This window comes from Pseudomonas sp. DR48, from assembly GCF_019823085.1.
Classification (GTDB): Bacteria; Pseudomonadota; Gammaproteobacteria; order Pseudomonadales; family Pseudomonadaceae; genus Aquipseudomonas.
The window spans coordinates 2683458-2699818 of the sequence record NZ_CP081946.1; the positions used below are offsets into that span (position 1 = coordinate 2683458).

At 60.8% G+C, this 16361-nt stretch carries 15 protein-coding genes and 1 pseudogene; 7 read left to right on the forward strand and 9 right to left on the reverse strand.

Annotated features, from left to right (window positions below; translation table 11 throughout):
* Window positions 1-240: 240 nt before the first annotated feature.
* Window positions 241-1518, forward strand: a complete 1278-nt coding sequence (locus K5K95_RS12135) for an acetyl-CoA C-acetyltransferase (protein WP_222589630.1) — start codon at window positions 241-243, stop codon at window positions 1516-1518.
* On the opposite strand, the gene K5K95_RS12140 is transcribed toward K5K95_RS12135, so the two are convergent.
* Window positions 1505-2533, reverse strand: coding sequence for a bile acid:sodium symporter family protein (locus tag K5K95_RS12140; protein WP_222589631.1), 1029 nt, complete (start codon window positions 2531-2533; stop codon window positions 1505-1507). The two genes, K5K95_RS12135 and K5K95_RS12140, sit on opposite strands and share 14 nt — an antisense overlap.
* Window positions 2534-2617: 84 nt before the next feature.
* Between K5K95_RS12140 and K5K95_RS12145 the strand changes: the two genes are divergently transcribed.
* Window positions 2618-3409, forward strand: coding sequence for an AraC family transcriptional regulator (locus K5K95_RS12145; RefSeq protein ID WP_222589632.1), 792 nt, complete (start codon window positions 2618-2620; stop codon window positions 3407-3409).
* Window positions 3410-3548: 139 nt separating this feature from the next.
* Here the strand turns inward: K5K95_RS12145 and K5K95_RS33585 are convergent, their stop codons facing one another.
* Window positions 3549-4316, reverse strand: coding sequence for a methyl-accepting chemotaxis protein (locus K5K95_RS33585; protein ID WP_371927106.1), 768 nt, complete (start codon window positions 4314-4316; stop codon window positions 3549-3551).
* Between the two features lie 138 nt (window positions 4317-4454).
* A pseudogene (locus tag K5K95_RS33590) lies at window positions 4455-5597 on the reverse strand (cache domain-containing protein); the annotation flags it as partial.
* A gap of 344 nt (window positions 5598-5941) precedes the next feature.
* Here K5K95_RS33590 and K5K95_RS12155 point away from each other — a divergent pair.
* Window positions 5942-6835, forward strand: a complete 894-nt coding sequence (locus K5K95_RS12155; protein ID WP_123369234.1) for a PA4780 family RIO1-like protein kinase — start codon at window positions 5942-5944, stop codon at window positions 6833-6835.
* A gap of 214 nt (window positions 6836-7049) precedes the next feature.
* Window positions 7050-8261: an MFS transporter gene (locus tag K5K95_RS12160; protein WP_222589634.1), complete on the forward strand. Its 1212-nt coding sequence runs from the start codon at window positions 7050-7052 to the stop codon at window positions 8259-8261.
* On the opposite strand, the gene cueR is transcribed toward K5K95_RS12160, so the two are convergent.
* The 3 genes from cueR to K5K95_RS12175 form a co-directional block, all read right to left on the reverse strand.
* Window positions 8215-8628 (reverse strand): Cu(I)-responsive transcriptional regulator, encoded by a 414-nt coding sequence (gene cueR, locus K5K95_RS12165; protein WP_090175934.1) that lies wholly within the window; start codon window positions 8626-8628, stop codon window positions 8215-8217. The genes K5K95_RS12160 and cueR overlap by 47 nt on opposite strands.
* Window positions 8625-11018 (reverse strand): heavy metal translocating P-type ATPase, encoded by a 2394-nt coding sequence (locus K5K95_RS12170; RefSeq protein WP_222589635.1) that lies wholly within the window; start codon window positions 11016-11018, stop codon window positions 8625-8627. Before K5K95_RS12170 ends, cueR begins: the two co-directional genes overlap by 4 nt.
* 228 nt (window positions 11019-11246) lie before the next feature.
* On the reverse strand, window positions 11247-11630 hold the full coding sequence (locus K5K95_RS12175) for a hypothetical protein (RefSeq protein WP_222589636.1): 384 nt from the start codon (window positions 11628-11630) through the stop codon (window positions 11247-11249).
* A 147-nt stretch (window positions 11631-11777) separates the two neighbouring features.
* On the opposite strand from K5K95_RS12175, the gene K5K95_RS12180 reads away from it, so the two are divergent.
* Both K5K95_RS12180 and K5K95_RS12185 read left to right on the forward strand, forming a co-directional pair.
* Window positions 11778-11975 carry a heavy-metal-associated domain-containing protein gene (locus K5K95_RS12180; protein ID WP_222589637.1) on the forward strand — a complete coding sequence of 66 codons (198 nt, stop codon included), beginning with the start codon at window positions 11778-11780 and terminating at the stop codon, window positions 11973-11975.
* 215 nt (window positions 11976-12190) lie between these two features.
* A complete protein-coding gene (locus K5K95_RS12185) occupies window positions 12191-13387 on the forward strand; it encodes a multidrug effflux MFS transporter (RefSeq protein WP_222589638.1) in 1197 nt (398 codons plus the stop codon).
* A gap of 8 nt (window positions 13388-13395) precedes the next feature.
* Here the strand turns inward: K5K95_RS12185 and K5K95_RS12190 are convergent, their stop codons facing one another.
* The 3 genes from K5K95_RS12190 to K5K95_RS12200 form a co-directional block, all read right to left on the reverse strand.
* Window positions 13396-13566, reverse strand: coding sequence for a hypothetical protein (locus tag K5K95_RS12190; protein WP_167360467.1), 171 nt, complete (start codon window positions 13564-13566; stop codon window positions 13396-13398).
* Window positions 13567-13717: 151 nt separating this feature from the next.
* On the reverse strand, window positions 13718-14731 hold the full coding sequence (locus K5K95_RS12195) for a zinc-binding alcohol dehydrogenase family protein (RefSeq protein WP_222589639.1): 1014 nt from the start codon (window positions 14729-14731) through the stop codon (window positions 13718-13720).
* A 32-nt stretch (window positions 14732-14763) separates the two neighbouring features.
* Window positions 14764-15057 carry a putative quinol monooxygenase gene (locus K5K95_RS12200; RefSeq protein ID WP_222589640.1) on the reverse strand — a complete coding sequence of 98 codons (294 nt, stop codon included), beginning with the start codon at window positions 15055-15057 and terminating at the stop codon, window positions 14764-14766.
* Between the two features lie 119 nt (window positions 15058-15176).
* On the opposite strand from K5K95_RS12200, the gene K5K95_RS12205 reads away from it, so the two are divergent.
* Entirely contained in the window at window positions 15177-16106 is a 930-nt protein-coding gene (locus K5K95_RS12205) for a LysR family transcriptional regulator (protein WP_222589641.1), read from the forward strand.
* The last annotated feature ends 255 nt before the right edge of the window (window positions 16107-16361 follow it).

Consider the following 16361-nt stretch of genomic DNA (forward strand, 5'->3'; position numbering starts at 1 on the left):
CGAATGGCAATCAGTCGTTCGATCCACGAGATTAGGCCTACGCTTGAACTCAGCAGATTAGTTCGTCGCAGGACTTTCAGGCGACCGCAGACCTGAATTGGAATGCAATCCTGTGGGAGCGAGCCTGCTCGCGATAGCGGTATGACAGCCCGCATTGAGGGAACTGACACACCGCTATCGCGAGCAGGCTCACTCCCACTAGGGATCGGTTCTTAAATTGAATTTTTCAAGGAGCTTTTCATGACTCAGCTGCGCCGCGTCGCGATTATCGGCGGTAACCGTATCCCTTTCGCCCGTTCCAACGGGCCGTACGCCACCGCCAGCAATCAGGCAATGCTTACCGCAGCGCTCGAAGGCCTGATCGAGCGCTACAACCTGCATGGCCTGCGCATCGGCGAAGTGGTGGCGGGTGCCGTCCTCAAATTGTCACGAGACATGAACCTGACGCGCGAATGCGTGCTCGGCTCGCGGTTGTCCCCCAGCACGCCGGCCTATGACATCCAACAGGCTTGCGGCACGGGGCTTGAAGCGGCGTTGCTGGTGGCGAACAAGATCGCCCTGGGCCAGATCGATTGCGGGATTGCCGGTGGCGTCGACACCACGTCGGATGCACCGATCAGCGTCAGTGAAGGTTTGCGCCGGGTGTTGCTTGAAGCCAACCGGGCCAAGACCACGGGCGACAAACTGAAAACCTTTCTGCAATTGCGTCCCCGGGATTTGATTCCGGAGTTCCCGCGCAACGGCGAACCGCGCACCGGTTTGTCCATGGGCCAGCACTGCGAATTGATGGCGCAGACCTGGAACATCCCCCGCGAAGAACAGGATCAACTGGCACTGGAGAGCCATCGCAATCTGGCCGCGTCCTACACCGAAGGCTGGCACAACGATTTGATGACGCCGTTCCTCGGCCTGACCCGCGACAACAACCTGCGCCCGGACCTGACCCTGGAAAAACTCGCTGCGCTGAAACCAGCCTTCGAGAAAAGCGCCAAGGGCACGCTGACGGCAGGCAACTCCACGCCACTCACCGATGGTGCATCGCTGGTGCTGCTGGGCAGTGAGGAATGGGCCAAGGAACGTGGCTTGCCGATCCTCGCCTACTTGCGCGATGGCGAGACGGCGGCGGTGGATTTCGTCAATGGCGCCGAAGGACTGTTGATGGCGCCGGTGTACGCGGTGCCACGTTTACTGGCGCGCAATGGCCTGACCTTGCAGGACTTCGACTACTACGAAATCCACGAAGCCTTCGCTGCGCAAGTACTCTGCACGTTGAAGGCCTGGGAAGATCCGGAGTATTGCAAAACCAGACTCGGCCTCGATGCGCCGTTGGGCTCCATCGACCGCAGCCGACTCAACGTCAAAGGCAGTTCGCTGGCGGCGGGGCATCCATTTGCCGCGACTGGCGGGCGCATTGTCGCCAACCTGGCGAAGTTGCTGGATGCGGCGGGCAAGGGCCGAGGCTTGATCTCGATCTGCGCCGCCGGTGGTCAGGGTGTGACGGCGATTATCGAGCGCTGACCAGTTGCGCGTTCTGCTGCGCGATGCGTTCACGGTTGAGGTTGGCGTAACGCTCGGCCATTACCGAGCAGACGATCAGCTGCAACGGGTGATAGATCATGATCGGCAGCAGAATCAAGCCAAGGCCCGGGTTGGCCCCGAAGATCAGCGCCGCCATCGGTGCACCGGCAGCCAGGGATTTCTTGCTCGCACAAAACACCGCCGCGATTTCGTCGGCCGGGCTGAATTTCAGCGCGCGAGCCGTGCGGGTGGTCATCCACAGGATGATCGCCAGCAGGATCGCACTGCCGATCAGCGCCGTCAGAATCACTGTGTTGCCCTGCGTTTGCCACATCCCCGAGACCATCGAGTTGCAGAACGCCGCATACACCAGCAGCAAGATCACCAGTTTGTCGACGACATTGGTGTAGCGCTTGTGTCGCGCGAAAAACTTGCCGAACAACGGCCGTACCAATTGGCCGAGCACCAGCGGCAACAGCAACATGGCGCAGAGGTCGAGCAGGGTCGAGCCCAGGTCAATGCCGCCGGCCCCGCTGCCGACCTCGAAGCTCACCAGCAACGGCGTCAGGAAAATCCCCAGCACACTGGACAGGCTCGCGTTGAGAATCGCCGCCGGCACGTTGCCGCCCGCGCTGCCGGTCAGGGCCACGGACGAGGAAATGGTCGAGGGCAGGGCGCAGAGGTAGAGGAAGCCCAGCATCAGCAGGGATGGAAGGTGCGAGCCCAGCAGTTTGTCGCTCAGCAGCCAGATCAGTGGAAACACCGCGAAGGTGAAGCACTGCACCATCACATGCAGCTTCCAGTTCTTCAGGCCGTGACGGATCTGCTCGCTGGACAGGTTGACGCCGTGAAGGAAGAACACCAGGAACACACCGATGTTGATCACGTATTCGGCGTGCATGCCGCCGCCCGTGGCGCCAAAGGTCGGGAAGAAATACGCCAGCAGCGTGGCGATCAGCATGCCGCACAAGAACCAGTCGGTGACCACGCGTTTGAGGTGTTTGAAGGCATGCATAACAGGCACCGAATACATTTGTAAGAAATGGTGACTTAGCCTAACGTTGGCCCAGACTGCCGTCTTGCGACATAAGGCCAATCAATGCCGACTAACGGACAACTTTCTCTCGAACGGACCATTCCGACGCTCACCGCGCTGCCGCGTCCGCTGTTCGCGCGGGCGGAAAGTTTGAATGCCGGTTCCTGGACGCCGCCTCATCGCCATGACTGGGTGCAGTTTTCCTACGCCATCAGTGGCGTTCTTGGCGTTCACACCGCTGAGGGCAGTTTCTTTGCGCCGCCGCAGTGGGGCATCTGGATTCCGGCGGACCTGGAACACCAGGTGGTGACCTCGATGCGTGCCGAGATGCGCAGCCTCTACGTGCGCCGCGAAGATTGTGAGTGGGCGGACGGGCGTTGCCGGGTGCTGGAAGTCACGCCGCTGGCGCGCGAGTTGATCAAGAGTTTTTGTGCGTTGCCGGTGGAATATCCCCAAGGCGATAGCCAGGAAGCACGGCTGGTGAATGTGCTGCTGGATCAGTTGGCAAGTTTGCCGGAAGTGGGTTTTTCTTTGCCGTTGCCTCGGCACCCGCGACTGCTGGGCTTGTGCAATGAACTGATCGAAAGCCCGGAGCGCAACGTGACGTTGCAGGAATGGGCGGAACGCCTCGGCACTTCGGAAAAGACGCTGATGCGCTTGTTCCAGCGCGAGACCGGATTGAGTTTTCGCGGGTGGCGCCAGCGAATGCGGCTGCTGTCGTCATTGAGTCTGCTGGAGGAGGGCGACAGCGTGACGAATGCCGCGCTGTCTTGCGGGTATGACTCGACGTCGGCGTTTATTGCGGCGTTCAAAAGCCTGTTCGGGTTTACCCCTGGCGAACTCTTCAGACACTGATCGTTCCCACGCTCCGCGTGGGAATGCAGCCCGGGACGCTCCGCGTCCCTTTCAGAGCCGAACGCGGAGCGTCCGTTGAGGCATTCCCACGCGGACGGTTCGACGCCTCGACGTGGGAACGATCAAAAGCGGCCTCTGATCAAGTTCTGAAGCGACGAACCAGGACGTCCAGTTCATTCGACAACCCGGCCAGGCTCTGGGAATCCAGGCGCGCCGAGTTGGCCAGTTCCGCCACCAGCTGCGCATCGCCATGAATCTGGCTGATGTGCCGGTTAATGTCTTCCGCCACTTGATGCTGTTCTTCCGCCGCCGTGGCGATCTGGGTGTTCATGTCGCGAATCACATCCACCGACTCACGAATCAACCCAAAGCTGCTACGGGCCTCGCCGATGCGGCTCACCGATTGCTGAGAGACCTCAAGGCTTGCATGCATCTGCTGAGTCACCTGGCTGGTGCGTTTGGCCAGGTTGCCCAGCAGCCCGTCGATTTCCGCCGTGGAATCGGCCGTGCGCTTGGCCAGGGCGCGAACTTCATCCGCCACAACCGCAAAACCGCGACCTTGTTCACCGGCCCGTGCCGCTTCGATGGCCGCGTTCAGGGCCAGCAGGTTGGTCTGTTCGGCAATCGAGCGAATGGTCCCCAGGATCGACTGAATGTCGTTGCTGTCGCGTTCCAGTTGCTGCATCGACTGCGCCGACTGTTCGATTTCCTGGCTCAGGCGATCAACGCTGGTTACGGCCGCGTCGATTTGCTGCTGACCTTCACGAGCCTGACGCTGACCGCTGTCTGCCGACTCGGCTGCCTGGCTGCAAGAACGCGCGACTTCGTTGGCCGTGGCGACCATTTCGTGGAACGCCGTGGACACCATGTCTACCGCTTCACGCTGGCGCCCGGCCGCTTCGGCCATGTCACTGGAGACCTGGGTCGAGCTTTTTGAGGTAGCAAGAATCTTGTTCGCTGCGCCACCGATGCTCTGGATCAGGTTACGAATCGCGGTCAGGAACTGGTTGAACCAGTTGGCCAGTTGCGCGGTTTCGTCGCTGCCACGGATTTCCAGGTTCTTGGTCAGGTCGCCTTCACCTTGGGCGATGCCTTCCAGGCCACTGGCCACGCTGCGGATCGGCCGCACGATGAGGCTGGCGAAACTGGCGCCGACGATGGCAAAGAACACCGCCAGCACGGCAGCAATGATTGCGATCAGCCAGGTCAGTTGCGTGGCCGAGCTCATCACGTCGTTCTGTTTGATCAGGCCGATAAAGGTCCAGCCCAGTTGCTCCGACGGCCAGACGTTGGCCATGTAGCGTTCGCCGTTCAGCTCGACTTCCACCAGGCCTTTTCCGGCCTTGGCCAGTTGCGCATAGCCTTCGCCGAGGCTGCTGAGGGCTTTGAAGTTGTGTTCCGGCTGTTTTGGATCGACCAGTACGGTGCCGGTGTTTTCCAGCAGCATCAGATAGCCGGTTTCACCGAGTTTGATCTGTTTGACTATCTCGGTGAGCTGCTTGAGTGTCACGTCGATACTGACTACGCCGCCGTTGGTGCCCAATTTGTTGTCGATGGTGCGCACGGTGCTGACGTAGGTTGCGTCGTCCTGGGCCCAATAATAGGCCTCGGTGCGAAACGGTTTGCCCGGCTTGGCCTGGGCCGCCTTGTACCAGGGGCGTTGGCGCGGATCGTAATTGCTCAGCTTGGCATCGTCCGGCCAGGACACATAACCGCCCGCCGCCGTGCCGAGGATGGCGTAGGCATAGGATGGATGGCTGTTGCCCAGGTCCTGCAGGAGGCCGAAGACTTTTTTGTCCATCTCGCCCTGGGGAATGCTCTCGGCGTTGGCGCCCATGTAGGTCTTGAGGCTATCGTCGGAGTTCTTGATCAGAGGTTGCTTGGCCAGATAGTCGACGTTCTGGCTGATGCCGTCGAAGAACAATTGCATGGCGTTGCTGACCTGACGAATTTCGCGGCCGCTGCCGTCGACGAAATTCTCCTTGGCTTCACTGCGCAAGTTCAGCACGACAAGGGTGGCGACCAGCACCACCGGCAAGCAGGCGATGATTGCAAACGCCCAGGTCAACTTCTGTTTGATGTTCATCCGCGCTCCAGATTTTTCTTGTAGGCCCACGCAGTGCAGAAGACTCGCGGATTTTTGGCAGCCGTAAACGTTTTTGATCCCCCCGATCCTGGAGCGCGCCATCGTTTTTGTTGTCGGAACGATTGTCGGACAAATCACTTTGTCTCTGAGGACTTCGGCTGATTGCGGGGGAAATTGAGGCTTAAAAAGAAAAATCCTACGAAGGGCATGAATTAAGGTGTCAGCTTCTGTCGCAAATGCCCTCACAACCCTCTGCCAACAAGTGTTGTCGGCTCAGCTATGATCTTTTGCGGCCGATACTGACTGAAGGAGAGGGACCGATTCATCCGGCACATTGTGTGCATCTCAACGTTCATAGGTCGGCAACCCCTCCCCCGAACGAGTGGATTGCCGTATAACGAATGACTTTCGCGTGTTTGGTAATAAAGGACCCACAATAAAAGCTGATGAAGACTCCAAAACGCATTGAACCCCTGATCGAGGACGGTCTGGTCGACGAGGTGCTGCGCCCACTCATGAGTGGTAAAGAAGCAGCTGTTTATGTGGTGCGCTGCGGTAACGAGCTACGTTGCGCGAAGGTCTACAAGGAGGCGAATAAACGCAGTTTCCGCCAGGCGGCCGAATATCAGGAAGGCCGCAAGGTACGCAACAGCCGGCAGGCTCGGGCGATGGCCAAGGGCTCCAAGTTCGGCAAGAAAGAAACCGAAGACGCCTGGCAGAACGCCGAAGTGGCGGCATTGTTCCGTCTGGCCGGCGCCGGTGTCCGGGTGCCTCAACCGTACGACTTCCTTGAAGGCGTGCTGCTGATGGAACTGGTGGCCGACGAGTACGGCGATGCGGCGCCGCGTCTGAACGACGTGGTGCTGGAGCCGGATCAGGCGCGCGAATATCACGCGTTCCTGATTTCGCAGATCGTGCTGATGCTGTGTACCGGTCTGGTGCACGGTGACCTGTCGGAGTTCAACGTGCTGTTGACCCCGACCGGCCCCGTAATCATCGACTTGCCGCAAGCGGTCGACGCGGCGGGCAATAACCACGCGTTCAGCATGCTGGAGCGGGACGTGGGCAACATGGCATCCTACTTCGGCCGGTTTGCGCCGGAGTTGAAAAAGACCAAGTACGCCAAGGAAATGTGGGCGTTGTTCGAAGCCGGCACCTTGCACCCGGCCAGCGTATTGACCGGCGAGTTCGACGAACCGGAAGAGCTGGCCGACGTGGGCGGGATCATGCGCGAGATCGAGGCGGCACGCCTGGATGAAGAGCGTAAACAAGCGGTGCGCGCGGCAGATGATGCGCCACCGGGCAAGACCGAAGAACCGCCTCCACCGTGGATGCAGTGATCGGTTAACGAAAAACCCGGCTTCGGCCGGGTTTTTTGTAGATGCCTTTTGCAACCGCGTCGTCTGCATCGCGGGCAAGCCCGCTCCCACAGGTTTTGTGCTGGCCCCGGACTCTGATGTCGACACAAAACCTTGTGGGAGCGGGCTTGCCCGCGATGGCGTCGGACCAGACAATCCAAAACGGTCATATTCCCCACACACTCAAGGATTGAATGTGAACACCTCCACCCGCAACGCCCGACTGATCGTCAGCGCTCGTCTGGTCTCGGATTTCGGCGCCTTCCTCAACATGGTCGCCTTGGCCACTTACGTCTACCTGCTCAGCAACAGCGCCATGAGCGTGGGGATCTTTCTCGCCAGTCGCGTGGGCGGGGGGATTTTCGCCAGCCTCATCGGCACGACGTTCTATCGCCGTTGGGCCGGGCGCGGGCCGCTGATCGCGTTCGACCTGCTGCGTGCTGCGCTTTTGGGTTTGCTATTGGTGCTGCCCGTCACCCAACAGGCCTTGTTATTGCCGTTTATCGCTTTTGGCCTGGGATTCGGCAATTCCATGTTTGCGATCGGCCTCAACAGCCAATTGCCACACTTGATCGAAGGCGAACACCTGCTCAAGACCAATGCCTGGATCACCTCGGCGTCGTCGGCAGCCATGGTCGGTGGCAGTCTGGTGGCCGGGTTGCTGGTGGCCGCGTTTGGCTTCGAAACAGTATTTGCATTGAACGTGGTCACTTATTTGCTGGCTGCGGTGTTCATCGTGCCGCTGCGCTTTTCCAGACCGGCTGTCGACCCCGTTCAGGAACACAATGAATGGTCGGCCCTGCGCCAGGGTTTGCGCAGCACACCCGTGGTAGCCGCGATGCTGGCCGTCACCATGGCCGACACCCTGGGCAGCGCCGCGCACAACGTCGGCTTTCCGATCATTTCGAAACTGCTCACCCCCGAATCCGCCAGTACCACCCTGGGTTTGATGCTGGCGGTCTGGGCCAGCGGCAAACTGATCGGCGCGCGAATCGCCAGTCATCTGCAAGGCTCGGACAACGCATATCTGGAGCGGCGATTTTTCTTTGGCGTGTTGCTGATGTCCTGCGGTTTCATCCTGATGTTTCAGCAGCAGACGCTCTACGGTTTGCTGTTGTTCTCGTTGCCGGCGGGATTGGGGGACGGGTTCTCGGAAGTTGGTTTGATGTCGCGCCTGCAACGCGAGCCGGACAACCTGCGCCTGCCGATCTTCAGCGTGTTGACGCTGCTGCAAATGACCGGGTTCGGCGTCGGCATGCTGATCGCCGCGCCGTTCTATGCATGGTGGACGCCAGGGGCCGTGGTGTTGCTGTTCCACGGTATTCCAATCACCACCGTGCTGGTGGTGAAGGGACTGGCGCTCAGGCGCGGGCAGGTTCGGCGCAACAGCCCGACGCCAGCTCCTTGAGGATCGGGCAGTCGGGGCGATGGTCGCCCTGACAGTGCTCGACCAGGTCCTGCAAGGTGTCGCGCAACTGTCCGAGCTCGCGGATTTTCTGGTTCAGTTCGTCGATGTGCTGACGGGCCAGGGCTTTCACGTCGGCACTGGCGCGTTGGCGGTCCTGCCAGAGGGTCAGCAATTTGCCGACCTCCTCGAGTGAAAACCCCAGGTCCCGGGAACGCTTGATGAACGCCAGTGTGTGCAGGTCGTCATCGCCGTAAACACGGTAGCCGCTGTCGGTACGGTGGGCGGCCTTGAGCAAGCCGATGGACTCGTAATAACGGATCATCTTTGCGCTCAGGCCACTGTGACGGGCTGCTTGGCCGATGTTCATCGATTGTCCTCCAGGTCCTTGGGTTTCCAGGTTTTCAACAGTAACGCATTGCTCACCACGCTGACGCTCGACAACGCCATCGCCGCACCGGCCAGTACCGGGTTGAGGAAGCCGAACGCCGCCAGCGGAATGCCGATCAGGTTATAGACAAAGGCCCAGAACAGATTCTGCCGAATCTTCGCGTAGGTCTTGCGGCTGATTTCCAGTGCCGCGGGCACCAGCCGTGGATCGCCGCGCATCAGGGTGATGCCGGCCGCGTGCATGGCCACGTCGGTGCCACCGCCCATGGCGATGCCGATATCGGCCGCAGCCAGTGCCGGCGCATCGTTGATACCGTCACCGACCATCGCCACCACACCGGTTTTCTTCAGTGTGGCCACCGTGGCGGCTTTGTCGGCCGGTAGGACTTCGGCGTGCACATCGGTGATGCCCAAGGCTTCGGCAACCACTTTGGCGCTGCCGCGATTGTCGCCGGTCAGCAAGTGGCTGCTGATGTGGCGTGCGTTGAGTTGTTGCACCGCTTGCAGGGCGCCGGGCTTGAGGGTATCGCCGAACGCGAACAGGCCGAGCACTCGCGGTTTGGGACTTTGTTCGATCAGCCAGGACAGTGTCCGGCCTTCGGTTTCCCAAGCCGTTGCCGAGTCAGCCAACGGGCCGGCATTCAAGCCGCTTTCTTCCAGCATCCGGCGATTGCCCAGCGCCAGGCGACGACCGTCGAGCGTGCCGGCGATGCCGCGTCCGGTCAGCGATTGGCTGTCACTGACATCGGCCACGCTCAAGCCGCGTTCGGTGCAGGTGTCCAGAACCGCCTTCGCCAGTGGATGTTCACTGCCGCGTTGCAGGGCGCCGGCCATTTGCAGCAGGGCGGCTTCGTCACCTTCGATAGCGCTTAGATGAGCGATGCGTGGGGTGCCCGAGGTCAGCGTGCCGGTCTTGTCGAACACTACGGCGCTGACTTCATGGGCGCGTTCGAGGGCTTCAGCGTCCTTGATCAGAATGCCGTAGCGGGCCGCCACCCCTGTACCGGCCATGATCGCGGTCGGCGTGGCCAGGCCCAATGCGCAGGGGCAAGCGATGACCAGCACGGCGACGGCGTTGATCAGCGCGGTTTCCATCGGCGCACCGTACAACCACCAGCCGATCAGTGTCGCCAATGCGATCAGCAACACTGTCGGCACAAACACCTGACTGACTTTATCTACCAGTTTCTGAATCGGCGCCTTGGCCGCCTGGGCGTCTTCGACCAGGCGGATGATCCGCGCCAGCACGGTTTCTGCGCCCAAGGCCTGGGTGCGAACCAACAACCGACCTTCACCATTGATCGCGCCCCCCGTGACCTTGTCGCCGGGTTGCTTGGGCACCGGCAGGCTTTCGCCGCTGATCAGCGCTTCGTCAGCGTGGCTCTGGCCTTCGACCACTTCTCCGTCCACCGGAAAGCGTTCGCCGGGTTTGACCAGCACCAGGTCATTGAGGCGCAAAGCACTGATGGCGACATCCTGCTCGCGGCCATCGATGACTTGAATCGCTCGCTCCGGGCGCAACGCTTCGAGGGCGCGGATGGCGCTGGCGGTCTGGCGTTTGGCGCGGCTTTCCAGGTATTTGCCCAACAGCACCAACGCGATCACCACCGCCGACGCTTCGAAATACAGGTGCGGCATGCGCCCGGCCGCGGTGGCCCATTCATAAAGACTCAAGCCATAACCGGCGCTGGTGCCGAGGGCGACCAGCAAGTCCATGTTGCCGGCACCGGCGCGTACGGCTTTCCAGGCGGCGATATAAAAACGCGCACCGAAAATGAACTGCACGGGTGTGGCCAGGGCGAATTGCACCCAGGCCGGCAGCATCCAGTGCACGCCAAACGGTTGCAGCAGCATCGGCAACACCAGCGGCAAGGCAAGGGCGATGGCCATGATCAATGCCCAGCGCTCGCGGTGCAGGCGCTGTTGCTGGTTGTCGGTCTGTGGGTGTTCGACTTCCCAGACGCTGGCGCTATAGCCAGCCTTGGTCACGGCACCGATCAACGTCTGTGGATCGACGTGTCCAAGCAGTTCGAGGTGGGCGCGCTCGTTGGCGAGGTTGACGCTGACGCTTTTCACCCCAGGCACCTTGGCCAGTGCCCGCTCGACACGGCCGACGCACGACGCACAGGTCATGCCGTCGATGCTCAATTCCAGCGTCTGCTGCGGCACGCTGTAGCCGGCCTGCTGCACCGCTTCCATCAACGCCGGCAAGCTGTCGCTGGGCGCTTGAACACGAGCCTGCTCGGTGGCGAGGTTGACGCTGACGGCGGAGGCGCCGACGACTTTGCTCAAGGCACGCTCGACACGCCCGGCGCAACTGGCACAGGTCATGCCGGCAATCGGCAGATCGAACGTAGTGGATTCGGACATCGGTCGCGCTCCCTGTAGAAGATGCCTACAGGATCAACCTTGCCATGCTGGCAAGGTCAAGCGCCATGTCTCAGATCAAAAGATGATTGATCGTTCCCACGCTCTGCGTGGGAATGCAGCCCGGGACGCTCCGCGTCCCATTTAAAAGCCGAACGCAGAGCGTCCGTTGAGGCATTCCCACGCGGACGGTTCGACGCCTCGACGTGGGAACGATCAGTTGGATTTGCGTCAGTATTCGAGGGCGGCGGGTTTGAGGTACATCCCTTCCTGCGTCATCGCAATCCGGAACTTCAACACATCACCGGCCTTGAGCGTGATGTTCTGCGAGCCCGGTGCGAGCATCCCCGGGTTGCAGCCCGGAGCCTGGCCCGGCAACAGTTTGAGGCGCAAGGACACATTGCCCGGCGGCAGGTTGAACGAGGTGCTTTGTTCCTGGAACAGCCGCGCCGACAGTTGATCCTGAATGTACACGCCGATCTCGCAGGCGGTTGCGACTTCCAGGCGCTCGCGGGAAATGATCAGAACCCCGTAGTCCTCCCCGGCGGCTTGAGCCGAAGGCGTCGCGGCAAAGAGGCTGAGGAAGCCAAACAGGCTGAGAGCTGACCAGCGCATGGCTGAATCTCCTGAGGTCGAGTCATTGATGCACGCAGCTTGGCCGAGCGCGACGCCGATTGCCAGCCCGGCAGCGATTTGCAGAACTTGACCTTGCCATGGTGGCAAGCTCGAGACTGCTCGCAACCTCACTCAAGGAGTCATCCCATGCAAGTGTTCAATGTTCAAGGCATGTCCTGCGGCCACTGTGTCAAAGCCATTACCCAAGCGCTGCAAGCCAAGGATCCTGCGGCCAGTGTGCGGGTCGAACTGGCGGCAAAAGAAGTCGGCGTCGAGAGCACCCTGACCGCCGAAGAAGTGATCGCGGCGATCACTGAAGAAGGCTATGAGGCAAAACTCGCCTGAGACCAGCAAAATTCCTGTGGGAGCGAGCTTGCTCGCGATAGCGGTGTGTCATTCAGCATTGATGCCGACGGATACACCGCTATCGCGAGCAGGCGCACTCCCACACAAGTTTTGTATTCTTCCAGCGGTTTTTTAATAGTTAGCGACCTAACGGAATGTTCAAGGCGTCCACGCGCGGCTAGACTGTCGGGCTGCCGACCCCAACTGGATGCCTGATGAACTTCCGTACCATTTTGATTCTTGGCGCCCTGAGCGCTTTCGGTCCGCTGGCGATCGATTTCTACCTGCCAGCGTTCCCGGCGATGGCGCTCGCGTTTGGCACCGATGAGAAACATGTGCAACTGACGCTGGCCGCGTATTTCCTTGGTTTGTCCATCGGGCAACTGGCTTACGGTCCGGTTGCGGATCGCTTCGGGCGACGCATTCCTCTGCTGACAGGCGTCGGCTTGTTCACCGCCGCTTCCCTGGCCTGTGCATTCGCGCCGAATCTGGAATGGCTGATGGGGGCGCGATTCATTCAGGCCCTCGGCGGTTGCGCCGGAATGGTGATCTCCCGCGCGGTGGTCAGCGACAAATGCGATGCGGTGGGTTCGGCGAAAGTCTTCTCGCAACTGATGCTGGTGATGGGGCTGGCGCCAATTCTCGCGCCGATGCTGGGCGGGCTGTTGGTCAACACCACGGGTTGGCAGTCGATCTTCCTGGTGCTGACCGGCTTCAGCGCCCTGGCAGGCCTGGCCGTGGCAATCGGTTTGCCGGAAAGCCTGCCGGCCCATGTCCCGCGCCAACCGTTGTCGGGGGCGCTGCGTCAGTACGGTCGGCTATTGTCGGATCCGGTGTATCTGGGGCACGCCCTGACCGGCGGCATCGCCATCGCCGGGATGTTTGCCTACATCGCCGGTTCACCGTTCGTCTTCATCAAGCTCTATGGCGTACCGGCCGAGCATTTCGGCTGGCTGTTCGGCACCAACGCGGCGGGTTTCATTCTGGTGGCGCAGGTCAATGCACGGCTGCTGGCCAGACGTGGCCCTGCATTCCTGTTGGCGCGTACGGTATGGATCTACCTGGGCGCGGGCCTGACATTGCTCGCCGTCAGTGCACTGCACACCGAGCAGTTATGGCCGTTGCTGATCCCACTGTTTATTTGTATCGCCAGCCTCGGTTGCATCCTGCCGAACGCCTCGGCCTGCGCCATGAGCGGGCAGGGCGCTCGTGCCGGCAGTGCGTCGGCGATGCTCGGTTGCCTGCAATTCAGCGTCGCCGCCGGTGCGGCAGCGTTGGTCGGTGTCTTGCACGATGGCAGCGCCGTGCCGATGGCGATGGTCATCAGCCTGTGCGGGATTCTGGTGGTGAGCGCGGCGATGCTCACCCGGCGTCTGCAAAATGCCCGGGCGCTGGCGCAAGCCCAGGTCTGAGGAAGGACTCAGCCAGCAGCGCGTTGCTGGCGGTCGGGAATCTGATGCGGCGCGAGCAAGCGCGCTTCGAGGGTGCGGGTGAAGGCGAGGGCTTCGGCTTCGCTGCGAAAGGTCACGGAATGTTGGTCCAGACGGACCTGCCACTGGGATTTTGCCACTTCTTTTATCAGGATCTTCATTGCTGATCTCTCCTCTCGTAAAAGATGTTGCGTAAAAAACTGCATCGTAGAGGAGACGATTGTAGACCTGAATACGATCACTAATATGACGAAGGTCAACTCTCGGACTGACGGTGTCGTCTTTTCGGGACGACACTTGTGTCAGTGTGTTTCAGAACCCTTCGAGCACAATCTTGCCCTTGGCTTTGCCGCTCTCCAGCAGCTCATGGGCGCGACGCAGGTTCGCTGCGTTGATCGTGCCGAAATGCTCGCCGACCGTGGTTTTCAGTGTGCCAGCGTCGATCAGCTCGGCCACGCGGTTGAGCAGTTTGTGTTGCTCGATCATGTCGGCGGTTTCGAACAGCGAGCGGGTGTACATGAACTCCCAATGCAAAGACAAGCTCTTGCGCTTGAGTTTGGTCACGTCCAGCGCCTTCGGATCATCGATCAGCGCCAGTTTGCCCTGAGGCGCCAGCGCCTCGACCAATTGATCCAGATGTTGATCGGTCTGGGTCAGGCTGGCGACGTGGGTCACCTGGTCCACGCCTGCGCGTTTCAGTTCTTCGCTCAGCGGCTTGCTGTGGTCGATCACCAGATCGGCCCCCAGCTCGCGCACCCAGCTCTGGGTTTGCGCGCGGGAAGCGGTGCCGATGACCTTCAGCCCGGTGAGCTGGCTGGACAGTTGCGTCAGGATCGACCCGACACCGCCCGCCGCACCGACGATCAGCAGGCTCTGGCCTTCATCGGTTTTGCCTTCGCGCACTTGCAGGCGTTCGAAGAGCAGTTCCCATGCGGTGATGGCGGTCAGCGGCAGCGCGGCGGCTTCGGCGAAACCGAGGGACTTGGGCATATGGCCGACGATTCGCTCGTCCACCACGTGCAGTTCGCTGTTGCCGCCGGCGCGGGCGATGGAGCCGGCGTAAAACACCTTGTCGCCAGCCTTGAATAGTGTGACGTCGCTGCCGACGGCCTTGACCACGCCGGCCACATCCCAGCCCAGCACTTTCGCTGCACCGTCTTCAGGCTGGACGTTCTGGCGGACCTTGGTGTCGACCGGGTTGACCGAGATGGCTTTGACTTCGACCAGCAGATCACGTGGTCCGGCAACCGGTTCTGCAAGCTCGATGTCTTGCAGGGATTTCGCGTCGCTGATCGGCAACGAGGCGTAATAGGCGATGGCTTTCATGTAGGGCTCCTGAACAGTAATAAAAGAAGGGATCAAGCCACGGTGCGCAGGCGCTTGAGTTCGAAGTGCTCAAGAAACTCGCCGGCCTTGGCGCGGAAGTTCTGGATGTGCGCGCTGTCGTCGTGGGCTTGCAGGGCTTCGTCGCTGCTCCAGTGTTCAATCATGTAGAAGGCCAGTGGATTAGCCAGGTCCTGATGCAGATCGTATTGGCCACAACCTGCCTCGGCGCGAGTCGGTTCCAGCAGTGCACGCAGGTGCTGTTCAAGGGCGTCCTGCTGGCCGGCTTTGGCGATGAGGGTGGCAATGGCGGTAAAAGGCTGGGACATGGTCGGGCTCCGGGAGCGGGATGATTTCGATGGGACAGATGATTGGCTATTTCTCTGCAAGATAAAACCCGCTAAAAGAGCAGTCTCTTTCAATATTTTTTTGATAATCAAGGCTGAAAATGCTGCGTTTCGATGATTTGCAGTTGTTCGTGCGTGCCGCTGACCTGGGCAGTCTTTCCGCGGCGGCGCGGGTGATGGACATGTCCGCGGCGGTGGCCAGCGCGGCGCTGAAGCGTATCGAACAACAATTGGGCGCACGCTTGCTTGCCCGCTCAACGCGCAGCTTGCGGCTGACCGCCGAAGGCGAGGGTTTTCTGGAGTACGCCCGTGCGGCCCTGAGCAATCTGGATGAAGGGCGCCGCTTGCTGGCCAGCGGTCAGGACCAGGTCAGCGGGATTTTGCAGTTGTCGGCACCCTCGGACTTTGGCCGCAACCTGTTGCTGCCATGGCTCGACGAGTTCCAGCGCGAGCATCCCAGGTTGACCGTACGCCTGCTGCTGGGTGATCGCATCGCCGACCTGTTCCGCCAACCGGTCGATATCGCCCTGCGCTACGGCGAACCGGAAGACTCAAGTCTGGTGGCGTTGCCCATCGCGGCGCAAAACCGCCGCGTGCTGTGTGCCGCTCCTGCTTATCTGGCCAGGCATGGCGAACCGCGCCACCTGGAGCAACTGGCCCAGCACAATTGTCTGTTGTTCATGCTCGGCAGCCGGGTCCATGACCGCTGGAGTTTCCACGACGGCAAACGTGAGGTCGGCCTGACGGTCAGCGGTGATCGCTTCAGTGACGATGCCGATGTCGTTCGGCTGTGGGCGATTGCGGGCGCCGGCATTGCCTACAAATCCTGGCTCGATGTCGCCGCCGATGTGCTCGCCGGTCGCTTGAAAGTGCTGATGCCGGAGCTCCTCTGCGAACGCGCACCGCTGAATCTGCTGTGCGCCCATCGCGCACAATTGAGTAAGCCTGTGAACCTTTTGCGCGAAATGCTTGCCAGCCGATGCGCTCTTCTGGGCAGCCAATTTCCGGGTATTTCGAGCATCGATCATTAGTCGCAGGCAAATAGCGAAATTTCTGTCAGGAACTATCACCACCCACGCTTTGCAGAAGGCAGGAACCGTCGGTCAACCCGCTTATACTAGCGCCCGCCTCGTGTACGCACGGTCGATCTCGCGATGGCGGTGGCCCCACAGTCAATCACCGACCTTCGTCCTGCCTGTGAAGCAGTGGCATGGGTGAGTGGGGGCTTTGCCCGGCTGACGGCGATTTTTGCTTCTTGGCCGACGACACATTACTGGTCAAGATGT